Origin of the sequence: Deefgea piscis (assembly GCF_019665785.1) — a bacterium.
GTDB lineage: Bacteria > Pseudomonadota > Gammaproteobacteria > Burkholderiales > Chitinibacteraceae > Deefgea.
The window spans coordinates 56,444-70,863 of the sequence record NZ_CP081149.1 but is presented as its reverse complement, the minus strand read 5'-3'; the positions used below and the strand labels follow the sequence as shown (position 1 = coordinate 70,863).

Genomic DNA, 14,420 nt, shown 5'->3' with positions numbered 1-14,420 from the left:
TGTCGTTGCCTAAGGTCAAGCGGTGAGAGGACGGTGGCGCGCGTTTAAGCACTCATCATTTGAACGAAAATGTCTTCTAAATCAGCTTGAGCAATTTCGATGTCTTTGAGCGTAAGGCCCGCTTGGCGCAAGGTCATTAAAATATGCTCAAGTGCATTGCAGTCTGCCAGTTTGATTTCAAAGCCATTGTCCCGCTCGCGCAGCAACAGCGACTGCAAAACCGCCGGCCATGCTCCAGCAGTGAGTTTGATCAGTGCGGTGCGCGCTGCGCCTCGGCTCATGATTTGTTCTTTGTTTTCTAGCGCCAGTAAACGGCCTTGCTTGAGCATCGCGATGCGATTACACAGCGTTTGCGCTTCTTCGAGGTAGTGCGTGGTGAGCACAATGGTATGGCCAGCTTGATTCAGGCTGCGAATAAAGGCCCACAATGTTTGCCGTAATTCGACATCGACTCCAGCAGTCGGCTCATCAAGCACGATAACAGGGGGTTTATGCACCAAGGCTTGAGCTACCATAACGCGGCGCTTCATACCCCCAGAAAGGGCGCGCATATTGGCGTCGGCTTTACTTGTTAGGCCGAGGTTTTCGAGAATATCGTCAATCCAAGCGCCGTTGTTTTTTAAACCAAAATAACCCGATTGAAATTGCAAGGTTTCGCGCACAGTAAAAAAAGGATCAAACACCAATTCTTGCGGCACGATACCGACGGCGCGCCGCGCTTGACGGTAATCGCTGCTAACGTCGTAGCCCATGACGCTGGTGCGCCCTTGGCTGGCTTTACTCAGGCCAGCAAGGATAGAAATCAGCGTGGTTTTACCTGCGCCATTGGGGCCAAGTAGGGCAAAGAAATCGCCTTCTTCAACGCGAAAACTAATGTCGTTTAGCGCAGTAAAGTCGCCAAATTGTTTGCTTATGTGGTCAAAAATAATTGCGCTCATGGGGTTTCCGAGGTGACTGCGCTTGGGGCTCTGGCGATCGGTGCTGCTTCAGGACCAGCATCAGCGTCTAAGTCGTCTGCTGAGCCCATGGGTAAAGGAAACGGTGGATTGCCATCGTGAATTTTAAACCAGCGGCGTTGCAAATAGCTGTCGCGGATAAACGCGTAAGGATCCGCTTGTTCGTCGATGATTTTATCTAACGGCAGGATTTGTGCCCGGGCGTTGACGATATAGACGCTGTAATAAGTGATTTGTCCGGCCAAATCATCGACGTAATCAATCGGCCCCCAAATAAAGCGCGACAAAGGCTCTACGCTATCGCGTAAGGTGGTTGGGCCATAAAATGGCACCATCAAATAAGGCCCTGTTGGCAGCCCCCAATAACCGAGGGTTTGGCCTAGGTCTTGATTTTGTTTTTCAATCGGTAAATCGCTGGCCCAATCAATTAGGCCGCCCACGCCCACGGTTGAATTGACCAAAACTCGGCCAAAGCTTTTAGAGGCCGGTGTGGCTTTGCCTTGCAATAAGGCGGCAGGAATGCTGAATAAATCGTCGATGTTTTCAAAAAAGTTATCCACGCCTTTACGTAGCGGTGGCGGCACAAAGCGCACATAGCCTTTGGCTACTGGGCGCAATACCGCATCGTCAACCGCTTTATTCATTTTATAAATGGGGCGGTTGATCGGCTCGAGTGGGTCGTAATTATTTTGCGGCGTTGCACAAGCACCGAGCAGCAATAAAGGGAACACAATCAGGCGGCGTAACATGGCGGACTCAAAAAGCAAATTAGATGGATGAAGTATAGAGAGCATTTTTAGCAACTTGATTCGCTTTCGCTGGCATTATAAAAAAAATGACTTAAGCCATAAACGGCGATCAGTTGCAGCAGATTAGCGGGTAAATGAATCAGCCGTAATGTGCATTGTGCCGCGCTAGCACGGCGCTGCCATTCGAGCAGTAAGGCCACGGCACTCGAATCGACTTGCTTTAAATCGCTAAAATCGAGCGTGAGATCAGCTTGCGACAATGAGGCGTCGAGTAGATTGAGTGCTGCGGGGCTACTGGCAAAGCTAAGCTCTGCGCTAATGCGGATCTCGGTCTTCATTTGCTTTGACGTGAACTGTTATTTTTTTCGCTCAGCGATTTAATCAAACCATCAATCCCATCTTTGCGAATCACTGCGCCAAACTGGTTGCGATGATTATTAATAAAGCTAATGCCTTCAACGCTGATATCAAATACTTTCCATTCGCTGCCGATTTTTTCAAAGCTAAAATCCAGCGGAATCGGTTTTTGCCCCGGTAAGGTGACTTCGGTGCGCACGGTTTGCTCGCTGGCGTCGTTACCGGCACGCGTGCCGCGTACATTGATTTGCGCATTTTTGTATAAAGTCAGCGCCGATAGATAAGTACGAATCATCATGGTGCGAAATTCTTTGCTCAGCGCGTCTTGCTGCGCGGGCGTTGCGCTTTTCCAGTAACGGCCTACAGCTAGCGAAGTCATTCGATTGTAATCGGCGAGTGGCGATAGGCGTTGATCGACTAAGTCGCGCATTTTGCTGGTGTCTTTATCATTTTTTTTAATGATATCGAGCACGTCTTTACTGGTGCTGCGCACAATTTGTTCTGGGTTATCATTGTTGGCAATACTCGCGCCGGCGGTAAAGCTTAAGGTGATGATTAATAATAATTTACTAACAAGCGAGTACATATTTATTGCTCCGAGTTGTTGGCTTTGTCGCCTTGACTAAATAAAAAGCGACTAATGAGTTGCTCCAGCACAATGGCAGAAGAGGTGACTTTAAAGCGATCACCATTGACGAGATTTTTCTCGTCGGCGCCCGGCGTGATGCCAATATATTGCTCGCCCAATAAGCCCGAAGTCAGAATTTCTGCCGAGCTGTCTTTGCTAAAGTGATAGCGGCTATCCATCGCCATTTCGACCTTGGCAACGTAGCGTTCATTGTCAAAACTAATATTGCTAACGCGGCCCACCACCACCCCAGCACTTTTAATTGGTGCTCTAGGTTTAAGGCCGCCAATGTTTTCAAAATCAGCGCTTAATTCATAGCTCGATGTGGCGGGTAAACTGCTGGAGCTACTGACTTGTAAAGCTAAAAACAACAGGGCGGCAATGCCAGCTGCGGCAAACAAACCCACCCAAAAATCAATCATGCCTCGTTTCACTATTAAACCCCTCGGAACATAAACGCGGTCAAAATAAAGTCCAGCGCCAAAATAACTAAAGAACTCGTGACTACCGTGCGCGTCGTAGCACGTGATACACCTTCCGCGGTGGGCGGTGCATCGTAGCCTTCAAAAACGGCAATTAAAGACACGGCAAAACCAAAGAACACACTTTTGATAATGCCATTCATCACATCAAGGCGAAAATCGACCGCGCCTTGCATTTGCGACCAAAAACTACCGTCGTCCAAGCCCAATAAGTGCACGCCGACCAAGTAACCGCCAAAAATCCCCATCGCACTAAAGATCGCGGCCAGTAAAGGCATGGAGATCACCCCACCCCAAAAGCGCGGCGCAACCACGCGGGCAATCGGATTAACCGCCATCATTTCCATCGCCGACAATTGTTCGGTGGTTTTCATTAAGCCAATTTCAGCAGTGATCGCACTACCAGCGCGGCTGGCAAATAGCAGCGCGGCGACCACTGGGCCTAATTCCCGCACCAAGGACAGAGCGACTAAAATCCCGAGCGAGCTCGAAGCGCCAAAGCGTTGTAGCGTGTCATAGCCTTGTAGCGCCAATACCATGCCAACAAACAGCCCCGACACCGAAATAATCAAAACGGATAAAACGCCAGCAAACCAAATCTCACGCATCGTCAACTGTGGGCGCAGCAGGCAGCTGCCTGAATGGCGCAAAATCGCAATTAAAAATCGGCAAGCAAAACCCAGCTTAATCAAAGCATTGGTGAATGGTGCGCCAAGACGGCTAAAAAAATTAAACAACAAAAGTGGCCTCCGCGATGGTGGTGTTCAACATGGCAAACCCAGTTGCTCTGCATAAGGTACTGCTGGCTTATGAAATGGCAATGGGCCATCGGGGCGTGCATGAATAAACTGCTGCACAAAAGGGTGGGTTGACGCTTTGACTTCTGCTGGCGTGCCTTCGGCAACGATTCGGCCTTCGGCCAAAAAATAAACGTAATCGACAATTGCCAGCGATTCGGCCACATCATGCGTCACCACAATCGATGCCGTGCCAAGTGCATCATTGAGTTCACGAATTAATTTGCCCACCGTGGCCAAAGAAATCGGATCTAAACCGGTAAACGGTTCGTCATACAACATCACAGCAGGATCTAAAGCAATGGCGCGCGCCAAAGCCACTCGTCTTGCCATACCACCGGATAATTCATGCGGCATTTGCTGCGCAGCGCCGCGCAAACCGACGGCTTCGAGCTTCATCAGCACTAAATCTTTAATCATCGATTCAGGTAACTGAGTGCGTTCGCGCAGTGGGAAGGCGACGTTATCAAACACCGATAAATCCGTAAATAACGCCCCAAATTGAAACAACATGCCCAATTTACGGCGCATTTGATACAGATCGTGCTCGTTGAGTTGGCCAACATTTTGCCCATCCAGCCACACTGCGCCTTGCTTGGCCTGTAATTGGCCGCCAATCAATTTGAGCAAGGTGGTTTTACCTGAGCCTGAGCCCCCCATGATCGCCACCAGTTGACCACGGCGTATCGATAAAGATACGTCGCGCAATATCTGGTTTTCAGCATAGGAAAAGCTGACATTTTGAAATTCAAGCAGGTTCATGGATTTAAGCTGAGTGATTGAAAACGAATTTTATGGCTTTCTAAGTATACAGGCTAGAGGTCATTATTGATGCTGCGTTGCAGCAAAGAACTCGCGTTACCGTCATTGCGCTGATGACTGGCTTGCGCTTCTTCAATCATAAAGTCGGATTATACCGTGTATATATTTTCTCACATCTGACTATTTGACATATCGCTCGCCAGCGTTTTGTTTTTAGGTTGGTGATTGAGATCCCCAAGTGTTGCCAGCGCATATTCTTTCTTTACGTTTACTTACAATTTGTTTATACAGACGTTATGCTATTTGACAGATGAAATCTTGTTTTCAAGTCACTGTCATATGATTTATGTCATGGGGTTTAATTTTGTATCAAACGTATTTTGGTTTACATAGCCCACCATTTCGCCTGACTTCGCATCCCGATTTTTTCTTTTTTGGAGCGGGTCGCGGTGAAATCCTTGATACCGTGCTAAACGCTATTCAGGCCGGTGAAGGCTTGATTCAAGTGATCGCTGAAATCGGCGCGGGCAAAACGCTATTGTGCCGCATGTTGCTGACACGGCTATCCAATTGCGTTGATACGATCTTTATGCCGAATTTTGCCGTGCTTGAGAATGAATTTTTAGTCACGATTGCTGCGCAATTACAAATTCAACTCAGTAGTGGCAGTAGCCATCAAGTTTTTGATCAGATCGAAGTTGAGCTCATGCGTCGGCATGCCGCAGGTCGGCAGGTGGTGTTATTGCTCGACGCTGCGCAGGCAATGCCGCTTGAGTCTTTTGAACTATTACGCTTATTGAGTGATTTAGCCATTCGATCGCAGCCATTATTGCAAATCGTGCTGTTTGCGCGCCCAGAGTTAGAGCAGCAATGGGCCAATACGGCGTTAAGTCCGCTGTGCGAACGAGTCAGTCACAACTTGGTTTTGCCTTTACTTACGACAGATGATGTGAGCGAATATTTGGCTTGTCGCTTATCGGCGGCGGGTTATCAAGGGGAAACCTTGTTTAGCGCCCCAGCGGTGCAATTGATTGCCCAAGCCACGCAAGGGATCAGTCGGCAGATTAATGTTATTGCAGATCAAGCCTTGCTGGCGGCCTATACCGATCAAGCCGTGAGTGTGGAGGCGAAGCATGTGCAAAGTGTACTGCAAGATGAGGCGGTAACGTCATCGCGTTTTAGCCATATTCAGCGATGGGTGGCACTCATTGTACTTGGCGCTTTGTTGCTACTATTTTGGTTTTTTTATCCCAATCCAGTGCAAATTAGCGAGCCATTACTTTGGCCGCGTTCGGAAAAACTCTCGTCGCTAAGCGAAAACGCCGACATCAAATTACGCTCTGCAGCTGCACCCTTGTTTCTCAATGAACGAGTGATGCAATCAAATAAAAAGCTGATTGCCGCTGACGCCAATAGCATGACGATTCTGGTTTCTAAAGTGCCACAAACTCAGCTGCTGCGCTTAGAACAGCTAGTGAGTGATTTAGAAATGCATCTAGGGACAAGTCGTGTGTTGGTGTATCCCACATTACTTAATGACAACTTGGCATGGGGCGTGTTGGCAGGGCTGTACCCAGATGAGAAAAAAGCGCGCGAGATAACGCAGTTGCTGGAACAAGCGCATCCACAGCGTAAGCATAAAATTCAAACCATCGGCGTTTTGCGCGGCGAAATGTTGTTGCTGCGCGACTAGATGAATCAGCAAGTCGCTGAAACTTTAAATTTTTAAAAGCTATGCTAGCTTGAGGTAAGTTAATAAAAAGAAACCAAGTATGCAAAAGGCTTTGTTGATCGCAGGATGTTTCTTGCTGTTCGGTAGTGCTTGCTCAACATCCAACGGTTTACAAGTCACTGGGCACATCAGTCAAAGCACTGCGTCTGCCGCGATGCCCAGCGCAGCGATTCCGTCGGTGGTGCCGTCAATTCCGGTTTTACCCAAGCCTAATGTGCGCCAGCAGCTCGAGGTTTATAGCGTCGTTGTGAGTCAGCTTGGGGTCCACGATTTATTGTTTGCTTTGGCGCGCGACGCACGCATCAATATCGACGTGCACCCTGCGGTGAGCGGCAATATTACGTTGAACGCGATTAACCAAACCTTGCCACAAATTCTCGATCGCATTGCTGGCCAAGCTGATATTCGGTGGAGCATGGTCAATGGCGTGCTCACCGTGGTGCCCGACACGCCAACGCTGCGCATTTATCAGCTCGATTACTTTAATTTGCAGCGTAATATGCGCTCGAGTTTAAATATTTTAAACTCAGTTAAATCGGTTTCAGATCCCAGCAACGCCAGCAATAGCACCGGTAGTACTTCGTTTTCGGCGATTGATAGCGAGTCGAAAAATCTATTTTGGCAGCGCTTAGAAAGTAATCTCAAAGAAATCCTCGACATTAAATCTGAGCCAGCGCCGACGAGCACAGCCACGAGCAAGCTGAGTCAATACGCAACACAACAAGCCTTGCTGCCAGGTCAGGCACAAACTACTGCCATCGAAAACAGCGCCAAGCTAGAAAAAATGCTGGCGCAAATTGACAAAATCCAAGCCGAAACCCTCGCCATCCAGCAGCAAGCCGTGCAAGCAGCTTCCTCCGTTGCGCCGGTGCACAATTTGGTGGTGATTCATCCTGAAACCGGCACTATTAGCATTCGGGCGCCGCAAAAATCGCAGCAAAAAGTCGCCGAATATTTGGCCAAGATTCAAGCCTCAGCGCAGCGGCAAGTCTTGATTGAGGCCACGATTGTTGAAGTGGTGCTCAGTGACCAATATCAGGCGGGCATTGATTGGGCGCAAATCGCCACTGGTGCGGGTTGGAGCTTTGGGCAAAGCGTATTGGCGAATAATCTGGCGACGGCACCGGTGAGTTTATTGGCTTACAAAAGTAATAACTTTAATGCCACGGTGAAATTACTTGAGCAGTTTGGCAAAACCCGGGTGCTCTCTAGCCCCAAAATTACCGCGCTGAATAACCAACCGGCGGTGATGAAAGTCGTGGAAGAGCTGGTTTATTTCACCATCACGGTCACGCCGGCCACGTCAGACACCAATGGCATCATTACCCCTGCGGCGTATGAGAGCGTGCTGCATACCGTGCCGGTGGGTTTGGTGATGCAGGTGACGCCGCAGATTTCTGAATCGGGCGCGATCTCAATGAATGTGCGGCCGACCATTACCAATGTCAGCGGCTATGTCGAAGATCCAGCGGTAGCGATTATTGCATCGACCACCAAGGTGGCATTAAAAAGCTTGGTGCCGGAATTACAAGTGCGCGAGTTTGATTCCACGCTCAAAATTGCCAGCGGCCAAATCGCTGTCTTGGGTGGCTTAATTCAAGACAAACAAGTCAATTTACGCCAAGGCGTGCCGGGTTTGTCGCGCTTGCCGTGGATTGGGGATGCGTTTAGCTATCGTGATGACAAAGTTAGCAAAATCGAATTAGTGGTGTTTTTGCGCCCGATCATGATTAAAGATCAGGGGGTTGACCCGCAGATTTTGCCAAGTGCTGATTTTTTTGATTCAAAATCAGCGCCAGAATTGTCGGCGTTTCACAGCGGACTGATGCCTGCGATGGGGCCGGCGCAATGAATTTGCCAAGCTTAAAATCCCCCGCGGGCAAAGTTTCCGCGGATTTCAGCGCCGTCGATGAAGCTGCCGCGATCGTCAATCGCTCGGCTGGCGCCGACCGTGCTAGCCAACTTAAGCGTGCATTGGCGGCGAGTTTACCGTGGTTGATTGTCGGCGGTGGCATTGTGCTTGGTGCGGGGTTGGCATACGTTTTTTTGCCGTATCAAATATCAGCAAAACCAATTATGGCGAGCGCAGCGCTTGGCCGTGAATCCGTTTCTAGTGAAGTAGTCAAAAGTGAATCAATCACCAGTGCTTCGGTGGCAATAACGGCGGCATTGAATACTCAATTGGATGGGTATGTTAATGCAGCGTCCTTGGTTAAAGCGCTAGATGCCAATACCCAGCCAATTCAAGCATCAGCACCTTCGGCGACTCCCACGCGCGTAGCGCCGCAATTACGCTTTAACGCCAGCGCTCAGATCGTTAGGCCAAGCGGGCCGGCGCGTATGGCGGGCGTGACGCAGATTCAAGCGCAGATAAAACGGCAGCCTGCGAACCCGGTAGATCCCGTACAGCAAGCATGGCAAGCCTATCAAAAAGGTGAGTTTACGCAGGCCGAGCAGTATTACCAGCAGGCGATGCAGCAAAACCCTCGGCAGCGCGATGCGGTTTTGGGTTTGGCAGCCATCGCGCAAATCCGTGGTGATACACCACGCGCACACAGCCTGTATCAACATCTTTTGCAGCTGCACCCTCAAGACGCCGCCGTGAAACAGGCGTTAATGGCGCTGCCACAAGCGGTGGCTGAACAAGATATTTTGCAATTAGAGCAAAGCGGCCAAGCTGATCCACAGGTTTTAGCGCAGTTTTATGCCAGCGAGCAGCGCTGGAGCCAAGCACAGGCGCAGTTTTTTATCGTCTATAGCCAAAACCCCAGCGCCACGGCGGCATTTAATTTAGCGGTGAGTTTGGATCATTTGCAGCAGCCTACATTGGCGATTCAATATTATCGTCAAGCGTTACAAGGGGTAGGGGCGTTTGATCGCTCGGCAGTGCAGCAACGGATTGCGGTCTTAAGCGCGCAGCCCATGTCGAGTGAGGCGCAACATGCAGCACAGCACTAAACGGCGCTTGGGTGAGCAGTTAATTGATAAAGGTTTGATTTCTGACGATCAACTGCGCATCGCCTTGCTTGAGCAGCGCCAATCGGGGCTGTTATTGGGCAAAATTTTAGTGGACTTGGGGTTTTTATCTGATCACGTGTTACGCGAAGCACTGTCTGAAAATCTAGGCCAAGTTAGTATCGATTTAAGTCGCGTCATTTGTGATGCGCTGGCGATTGCTTTGCTCCCCAAGGCGATGGCCAAGCGCTTATTGATTTTGCCAATAGGCTTAAATCCAGCGCAAACTAAGCTGACGGTCGCCATGGCCAATCCCAATCATTTATTACAGATTGATCAGCTGCGGCTCCACACGCAAGGCCAATTTGAGATCGACGTGGTGTTGGCGGCAGAATCGGATTTAATCCGCGCCATTGATCAATATTATGGTTTTGAATTATCCATTGATGGTATTTTGCGCGAAATCGAAACCGGAGAAATTGATTACGGCAGCTTAAATCATTCGCAGTTTGAGTATTCGCAACCGGTAGTGCGTTTGATCGATGCCTTATTGGCTGACGCCGTGCGCTGCGGCGCGTCGGATATTCATTTTGAGCCAGAGTTGTCTTTTGTTCGCATCCGTTATCGTATTGACGGGGTATTACGGCAAATTCGCGCGCTGCATAAAACCTATTGGCCAGCGATAGTGGTGCGGCTAAAAGTGCTAGCTCAGATGAATATTGCCGAAACGCGTGCAGCGCAAGATGGGCGAATTTCGCTGACTTTGGCCGGACGAGCGATGGATTTTCGCGTGTCGGCGCAGCCAACCAGTTGGGGCGAAAACCTCGTGTTGCGGATTTTAGATCGCCAAAATGGCCTATTGAGCTTGGCTGAGCTCGATTTTAGCGTGGCTAATTTAGTGCTATTGCAGCAGATGATTCGCCGCCCCGCGGGGATGATTCTGCTCACTGGGCCGACTGGATCGGGCAAAACCACCACCTTGTATTCGATTTTGAATCACATCAATTCGGTCGCGCTCAATATCATGACGCTGGAAGATCCGGTTGAATATCCCTTGCCTTTGATTCGGCAAACGTCAGTGAGCGAAGCGTCCAAAATGGACTTTGTGAATGGCATTCGCTCGATGTTGCGCCAAGATCCGGATGTGATTTTGATTGGTGAAATTCGCGATCATGCCACCGCCGAGATGGCGTTTCAAGCGGCGATGACTGGGCATTTGGTGTATTCAACCTTGCACAGTAATTCGGCAATGGGCGCGGTGCCGCGCTTACTCGATATTGGCGTGCTGCCCGATATTCTGTCGGGCAATATCATCGGCATTATCGCCCAGCGCTTAATTCGCCGCGTCTGCATGGCTTGCCGTGAGGGGTATAGCCCTGATGAGTATGAAAAAAGCGTTCTGCAGATCGATACTCAAGATACACAAATCTATCGTGCGGTAGGTTGTCCACAGTGCGCGCAGCAAGGTTATCAAGGTCGCAGTACGGTGAGTGAAATCTTAAAGCTGGATATTGACCTCGATGAATTGATTGCCCGCCGCGCCAGCTTTAAAGAAATCCGCGAACTGGCGATGCGTAAAGGTTTTAAAAGCTTGGCCGATGACGCTTGCCGCCGAGTGAAAGAGGGCGTGTCGACTTTCGACGAAATTGCTCGCGTAGTGGATTTAAGCGAGCGGATGCTGTGATGCAGTTTGAATATCGCGCCGCCGATGCGCAGGGCAAAATCCAGCAAGGCGGCATGGATGCGGCCAATTTAGCCGATATTGAGTTGCGCTTGTCGCGCTTGGGTTTAACGCTGATTGACGCTCAAAGCCATACGCAGCCGCGCCGCCGTTGGCGCAGCGCGCGCATCAGTCGCCGCGATTTAATCACTTTTACTTTTCATTTAGAGCAATTACTGCGCGCCGGTTTGCCTTTGCTGGCGGGTTTGATCGATTTGCGCGATCACCTCGATCAGCCGCGATTTCGTGAAGTGCTGGCCACGGTGATTGAAGATATCGAAGGCGGCAGCTTATTGTCGCAAGCCTTGGCAGCGCATCCCTTGGTGTTTGATGCGGTGATGGTGCAATTGATTCATGCTGGAGAAGTTAGCGGGCAATTGGTGACGGTATTGCAAGGGCTGACTGCCTCCTTGCAGTGGCAAGATGAGCTAAGCGAGCAAACGCAAAAAATCTTACTGTATCCAGTCTTTGTCGCTTGTTTGGTGTTGGCGGTGCTGGTGTTTTTATTGCTGTATTTAGTGCCGCAATTATTAGGGTTTTTGCAGGCGATGCAACAAAGCATACCGTGGCATACCCAGCTGTTATTGGCGTTGGCGGATTTTTTACAGCATTTTTGGTGGCTGATATTAATCAGCCTGGCCGCAATGTATGCGCTGCTATCGTGGGCGCGCCAGCATGATGAGCGCTTTGCTGATCGACTTGCGGCGTGGCAATTGCAAATTCCGCTGCTGGGGCCGATCCAACAAAAAATTATTTTGGCGCGCTTTGCCAATTGTTTTGCGCTGCTATATCGCGCTGGGATTCCGATTTTAGATTGCCTAAAGATTTGCCAAGGTGTGGTTGGGAATCGGGTGGTCGCTGCTGAATTACGCCAGATTACGCAATTAATGCATGAAGGGCAGGGGCTGGCCGCGAGCTTTACTCAGCGGCGGTTTTTCCCGCCGCTGGTGCTGCGCATGCTGCATATTGGCGAAACCACCGGGCAACTAGATCAAGCTTTGGGCAATGTGGCGTATTTTTATCAGCGCGATATTAAATTGGCGGTCGCGCAAGCACAAACGCTGCTCGAACCAATGTTAACGGTGATTTTGGGTTTGTTGCTCGCTTGGGTGATGTCGGCGGTCTTGCTACCGATTTTTGATACGTTGAGTCAAATTCGATGAAGCGCCTAGTCTTGCTGCTAACGCCAACGCATATCGCCGCCTTGTGCTGGTCCAATCAAGGCGCGCGGCCCTTAGCGCATTTTAATCACGATGCTGCTGGCCTTGCCGACTTGGCGCAGTTCGCGCTGCAGCAGCAACAGAGCTTATTTTATATTTTGACCGATTTAGCTGAGGAAGACTTTCAACAAGAAATGATTCCCCATTTGGCGCGTAAAGATCAGCAGCGCTTGATGGCGCGTAAGCTCGAACAGCGCTATCGCGGCGCGCCTTATCGGCAAGGACAGGTGCATCGCCAGCTTGGCGCGCAAGATCAATTGCAGTTGTCGGCCTTACTCAATGAAGATCTTCTCAATGCGCTGATTGCGACTTTATTGGCGGTGCAATGCGCGATTGTTGGCGTGTATTCGGTGGCGCTGTTAACGCAAAATTTACTGCAAAAATTGTCGCTGGATTGGCCGCACTTACTCGTTATGTCGCGCTCGACCCCCGAGACGCTGCGGCAAAGCTATTTTGCCAATGGCGCTTTGCAGTTTTCTCGTTTAGGTCGTTTGGATTCAACTCAGGGTTTATTGGCGCAAGCGCAAGAAATTATTCAAGAAGTACGGCGTGCGCGGCAATATTTGACGACGCTGCGTGTTATGGCGCGCGATGAAGTTTTGCAGGTCTGGACTTTATTTGACAGCCACATTGCCCAGTCGCTACAGCAAGTGGCCGCGGATTTGGCGGTAGACGGCGACGAATTAAAGCTTGATTTGCAAGTGGATCTGGCTTTTTTGCGTCAGCAATTGCAGTTGCCCAGTGAGTGCTCAAGCTGGCTGGATGTCTTGGTTGCGGCATTATTTCGCCTGAATTTGCCAAATCAATATGCGCAGCCTGCAGTGCTGCGTTTTGCTCGCGCCAAACAATTATCCAGACGTATTGAGCTGGGGGCATTTTCAGTTTTGGCTTTGGCGGCAATACTGCTTAGTTTTGCGCTATGGCATGGTCAAACACTGCAGACACAATGGCCGAGTTTGCAGCAGCAAATTGAGCATGAAGCGCAGCAATTAGCCAGCTGGCAACAGACGGCCAGCGCCATTGATCCGGTGCAAATGCAAGCACTTGTGCAGCTATATCAGCGAGACATTGCCAATTGGCCCAGTGCAGAAGAGACCGCGCAGCGTTTTAGTCAGGTGTTGGCGCCGTTTACGCAGCTGCAATTAATTAATTTTCAGTGGCAAACGGGAACGGCGGGCTTGGTGGCTGCTACCGATCCGAGTTTGCCGCTGCGAGCGCAGCAAATCAAAGTCACTTTGCGTGCCAGCGCTGAAGCAACGGAGCAGCAAGCGTGGCAGCAAATGAAGCAATTGGCCGCGCAATTGCAGCGCTGGCCCAATGCCAAAGTGGCACTACTGCCTAGCCAAACTGACGTGCGCACCAGTGCCAACCATGAATCAGCAGCAGCGCAGCCGATGGATTTTGTATTGCAACTGACATTAGCGAGCTCGCAGCAGGTGGCGCAATGAATCGCGCATTCAGTTGGCCATTGGAAAAATCGCTACAACTGGCTTTATGCTGGCTGACTGCCGCGCTGCTTGTGGCAGGGGTATTGCTATGGGGCGCTCATCGATATTGGTCTTGGAGCCAATACGAGCAAGATCGCTTGCAGCAGACTTTAGATCAGCTGCGCCAGCAAGTGAGTCAGCGCCAGCAGGCGTGGCAAAATATTCAGCAGCATCAAGCGCAGTTTAATCGCCTGAACGCCCAATTGATGCTCGGTGCTGAGCATCGCCTTGAGTATTTGCAAGCGCTAGCGCTCTATCGACAACAAAACCCACAGCAGCAATTGCAGTATCAATTGCAAGCGCCACAGCCTTGGTCTGCAGCGAGTCCGATGGCGAACTTACACACTGTTGCCAGCCCGCTAAATATCCAACTGCAATTGCGCGACGAAGACGCGCTGTCGAGTTTTACGCTTTGGCTGACTCAGCAACCGGGCTTTGCCGCGCCAGCGCGCTGCGAAATGAGCTTGGCCCAACCCAGTGGCATTGCCCTGAACTGTGATTATCTATGGTTAACGATTCAAGCGCTGGCAACGGAGCCACGATGAAATACAGGGCAATGTTGAGATTTTTTGTAG

General features: G+C 50.3%; 14 protein-coding genes. 7 read left to right on the top strand and 7 right to left on the bottom strand.

All coding sequences use genetic code 11. From position 1 onward, the window contains the following. Positions 1-44 precede the first annotated feature (44 nt). From K4H25_RS00335 to K4H25_RS00305, 7 genes are read right to left on the bottom strand one after another with little or no spacing between them, the layout of a single operon-like run. Entirely contained in the window at positions 45-938 is an 894-nt protein-coding gene (locus K4H25_RS00335) for an ABC transporter ATP-binding protein (RefSeq protein WP_221021518.1), read from the bottom strand. Further along, positions 935-1,705, bottom strand: coding sequence for an MlaA family lipoprotein (locus tag K4H25_RS00330; protein WP_221021517.1), 771 nt, complete (start codon positions 1,703-1,705; stop codon positions 935-937). Before K4H25_RS00330 ends, K4H25_RS00335 begins: the two co-directional genes overlap by 4 nt. Before the next feature lie 47 nt (positions 1,706-1,752). Next, a complete protein-coding gene (locus K4H25_RS00325; RefSeq protein WP_221021516.1) occupies positions 1,753-2,043 on the bottom strand; it encodes an STAS domain-containing protein in 291 nt (96 codons plus the stop codon). Then, positions 2,040-2,648: an MlaC/ttg2D family ABC transporter substrate-binding protein gene (locus K4H25_RS00320; RefSeq protein ID WP_221021515.1), complete on the bottom strand. Its 609-nt coding sequence runs from the start codon at positions 2,646-2,648 to the stop codon at positions 2,040-2,042. Before K4H25_RS00320 ends, K4H25_RS00325 begins: the two co-directional genes overlap by 4 nt. 2 nt (positions 2,649-2,650) lie before the next feature. Next, positions 2,651-3,124, bottom strand: coding sequence for an outer membrane lipid asymmetry maintenance protein MlaD (gene mlaD / locus K4H25_RS00315; RefSeq protein ID WP_217390239.1), 474 nt, complete (start codon positions 3,122-3,124; stop codon positions 2,651-2,653). A 2-nt stretch (positions 3,125-3,126) separates the two neighbouring features. Further along, positions 3,127-3,912, bottom strand: a complete 786-nt coding sequence (gene mlaE / locus K4H25_RS00310) for a lipid asymmetry maintenance ABC transporter permease subunit MlaE (protein ID WP_308443226.1) — start codon at positions 3,910-3,912, stop codon at positions 3,127-3,129. 24 nt (positions 3,913-3,936) lie between these two features. Beyond that, on the bottom strand, positions 3,937-4,731 hold the full coding sequence (locus K4H25_RS00305; RefSeq protein WP_221021514.1) for an ABC transporter ATP-binding protein: 795 nt from the start codon (positions 4,729-4,731) through the stop codon (positions 3,937-3,939). A 346-nt stretch (positions 4,732-5,077) separates the two neighbouring features. Here K4H25_RS00305 and K4H25_RS00300 point away from each other — a divergent pair, with 346 nt between their 5' ends. From K4H25_RS00300 to K4H25_RS00270, 7 genes are all read left to right on the top strand, one after another. After that, complete coding sequence (locus K4H25_RS00300) at positions 5,078-6,424, top strand: ExeA family protein (RefSeq protein ID WP_221021513.1); 1,347 nt, start codon at positions 5,078-5,080, stop codon at positions 6,422-6,424. 79 nt (positions 6,425-6,503) lie between these two features. Continuing rightward, on the top strand, positions 6,504-8,315 hold the full coding sequence (locus K4H25_RS00295) for a pilus (MSHA type) biogenesis protein MshL (RefSeq protein ID WP_221021512.1): 1,812 nt from the start codon (positions 6,504-6,506) through the stop codon (positions 8,313-8,315). Further along, positions 8,312-9,421 (top strand): tetratricopeptide repeat protein, encoded by a 1,110-nt coding sequence (locus K4H25_RS00290; protein ID WP_221021511.1) that lies wholly within the window; start codon positions 8,312-8,314, stop codon positions 9,419-9,421. The genes K4H25_RS00295 and K4H25_RS00290 overlap by 4 nt, the downstream gene beginning before the upstream one ends. Further along, on the top strand, positions 9,405-11,102 hold the full coding sequence (locus tag K4H25_RS00285) for a GspE/PulE family protein (RefSeq protein WP_221021510.1): 1,698 nt from the start codon (positions 9,405-9,407) through the stop codon (positions 11,100-11,102). Before K4H25_RS00290 ends, K4H25_RS00285 begins: the two co-directional genes overlap by 17 nt. Next, on the top strand, positions 11,102-12,301 hold the full coding sequence (locus K4H25_RS00280; protein WP_221021509.1) for a type II secretion system F family protein: 1,200 nt from the start codon (positions 11,102-11,104) through the stop codon (positions 12,299-12,301). The genes K4H25_RS00285 and K4H25_RS00280 overlap by 1 nt, the downstream gene beginning before the upstream one ends. Continuing rightward, entirely contained in the window at positions 12,298-13,806 is a 1,509-nt protein-coding gene (locus K4H25_RS00275) for a hypothetical protein (RefSeq protein WP_221021508.1), read from the top strand. Before K4H25_RS00280 ends, K4H25_RS00275 begins: the two co-directional genes overlap by 4 nt. Further along, positions 13,803-14,390, top strand: a complete 588-nt coding sequence (locus K4H25_RS00270) for a hypothetical protein (RefSeq protein ID WP_221021507.1) — start codon at positions 13,803-13,805, stop codon at positions 14,388-14,390. The genes K4H25_RS00275 and K4H25_RS00270 overlap by 4 nt, the downstream gene beginning before the upstream one ends. The last annotated feature ends 30 nt before the right edge of the window (positions 14,391-14,420 follow it).

Coding starts and splice junctions, on each gene's coding strand:
- K4H25_RS00280 (WP_221021509.1), top strand. CDS start 11,102: ATGCAGTTTGAATATCGCGCCGCCGATGCGCAGGGCAAAATCCAGCAA.
- K4H25_RS00325 (WP_221021516.1), bottom strand. CDS start 2,043: ATGAAGACCGAGATCCGCATTAGCGCAGAGCTTAGCTTTGCCAGTAGC.
- K4H25_RS00275 (WP_221021508.1), top strand. CDS start 12,298: ATGAAGCGCCTAGTCTTGCTGCTAACGCCAACGCATATCGCCGCCTTG.
- K4H25_RS00305 (WP_221021514.1), bottom strand. CDS start 4,731: ATGAACCTGCTTGAATTTCAAAATGTCAGCTTTTCCTATGCTGAAAAC.
- K4H25_RS00320 (WP_221021515.1), bottom strand. CDS start 2,648: ATGTACTCGCTTGTTAGTAAATTATTATTAATCATCACCTTAAGCTTT.
- K4H25_RS00295 (WP_221021512.1), top strand. CDS start 6,504: ATGCAAAAGGCTTTGTTGATCGCAGGATGTTTCTTGCTGTTCGGTAGT.
- K4H25_RS00335 (WP_221021518.1), bottom strand. CDS start 938: ATGAGCGCAATTATTTTTGACCACATAAGCAAACAATTTGGCGACTTT.
- K4H25_RS00285 (WP_221021510.1), top strand. CDS start 9,405: ATGCAGCACAGCACTAAACGGCGCTTGGGTGAGCAGTTAATTGATAAA.
- K4H25_RS00270 (WP_221021507.1), top strand. CDS start 13,803: ATGAATCGCGCATTCAGTTGGCCATTGGAAAAATCGCTACAACTGGCT.
- K4H25_RS00300 (WP_221021513.1), top strand. CDS start 5,078: ATGTCATGGGGTTTAATTTTGTATCAAACGTATTTTGGTTTACATAGC.
- K4H25_RS00290 (WP_221021511.1), top strand. CDS start 8,312: ATGAATTTGCCAAGCTTAAAATCCCCCGCGGGCAAAGTTTCCGCGGAT.
- K4H25_RS00330 (WP_221021517.1), bottom strand. CDS start 1,705: ATGTTACGCCGCCTGATTGTGTTCCCTTTATTGCTGCTCGGTGCTTGT.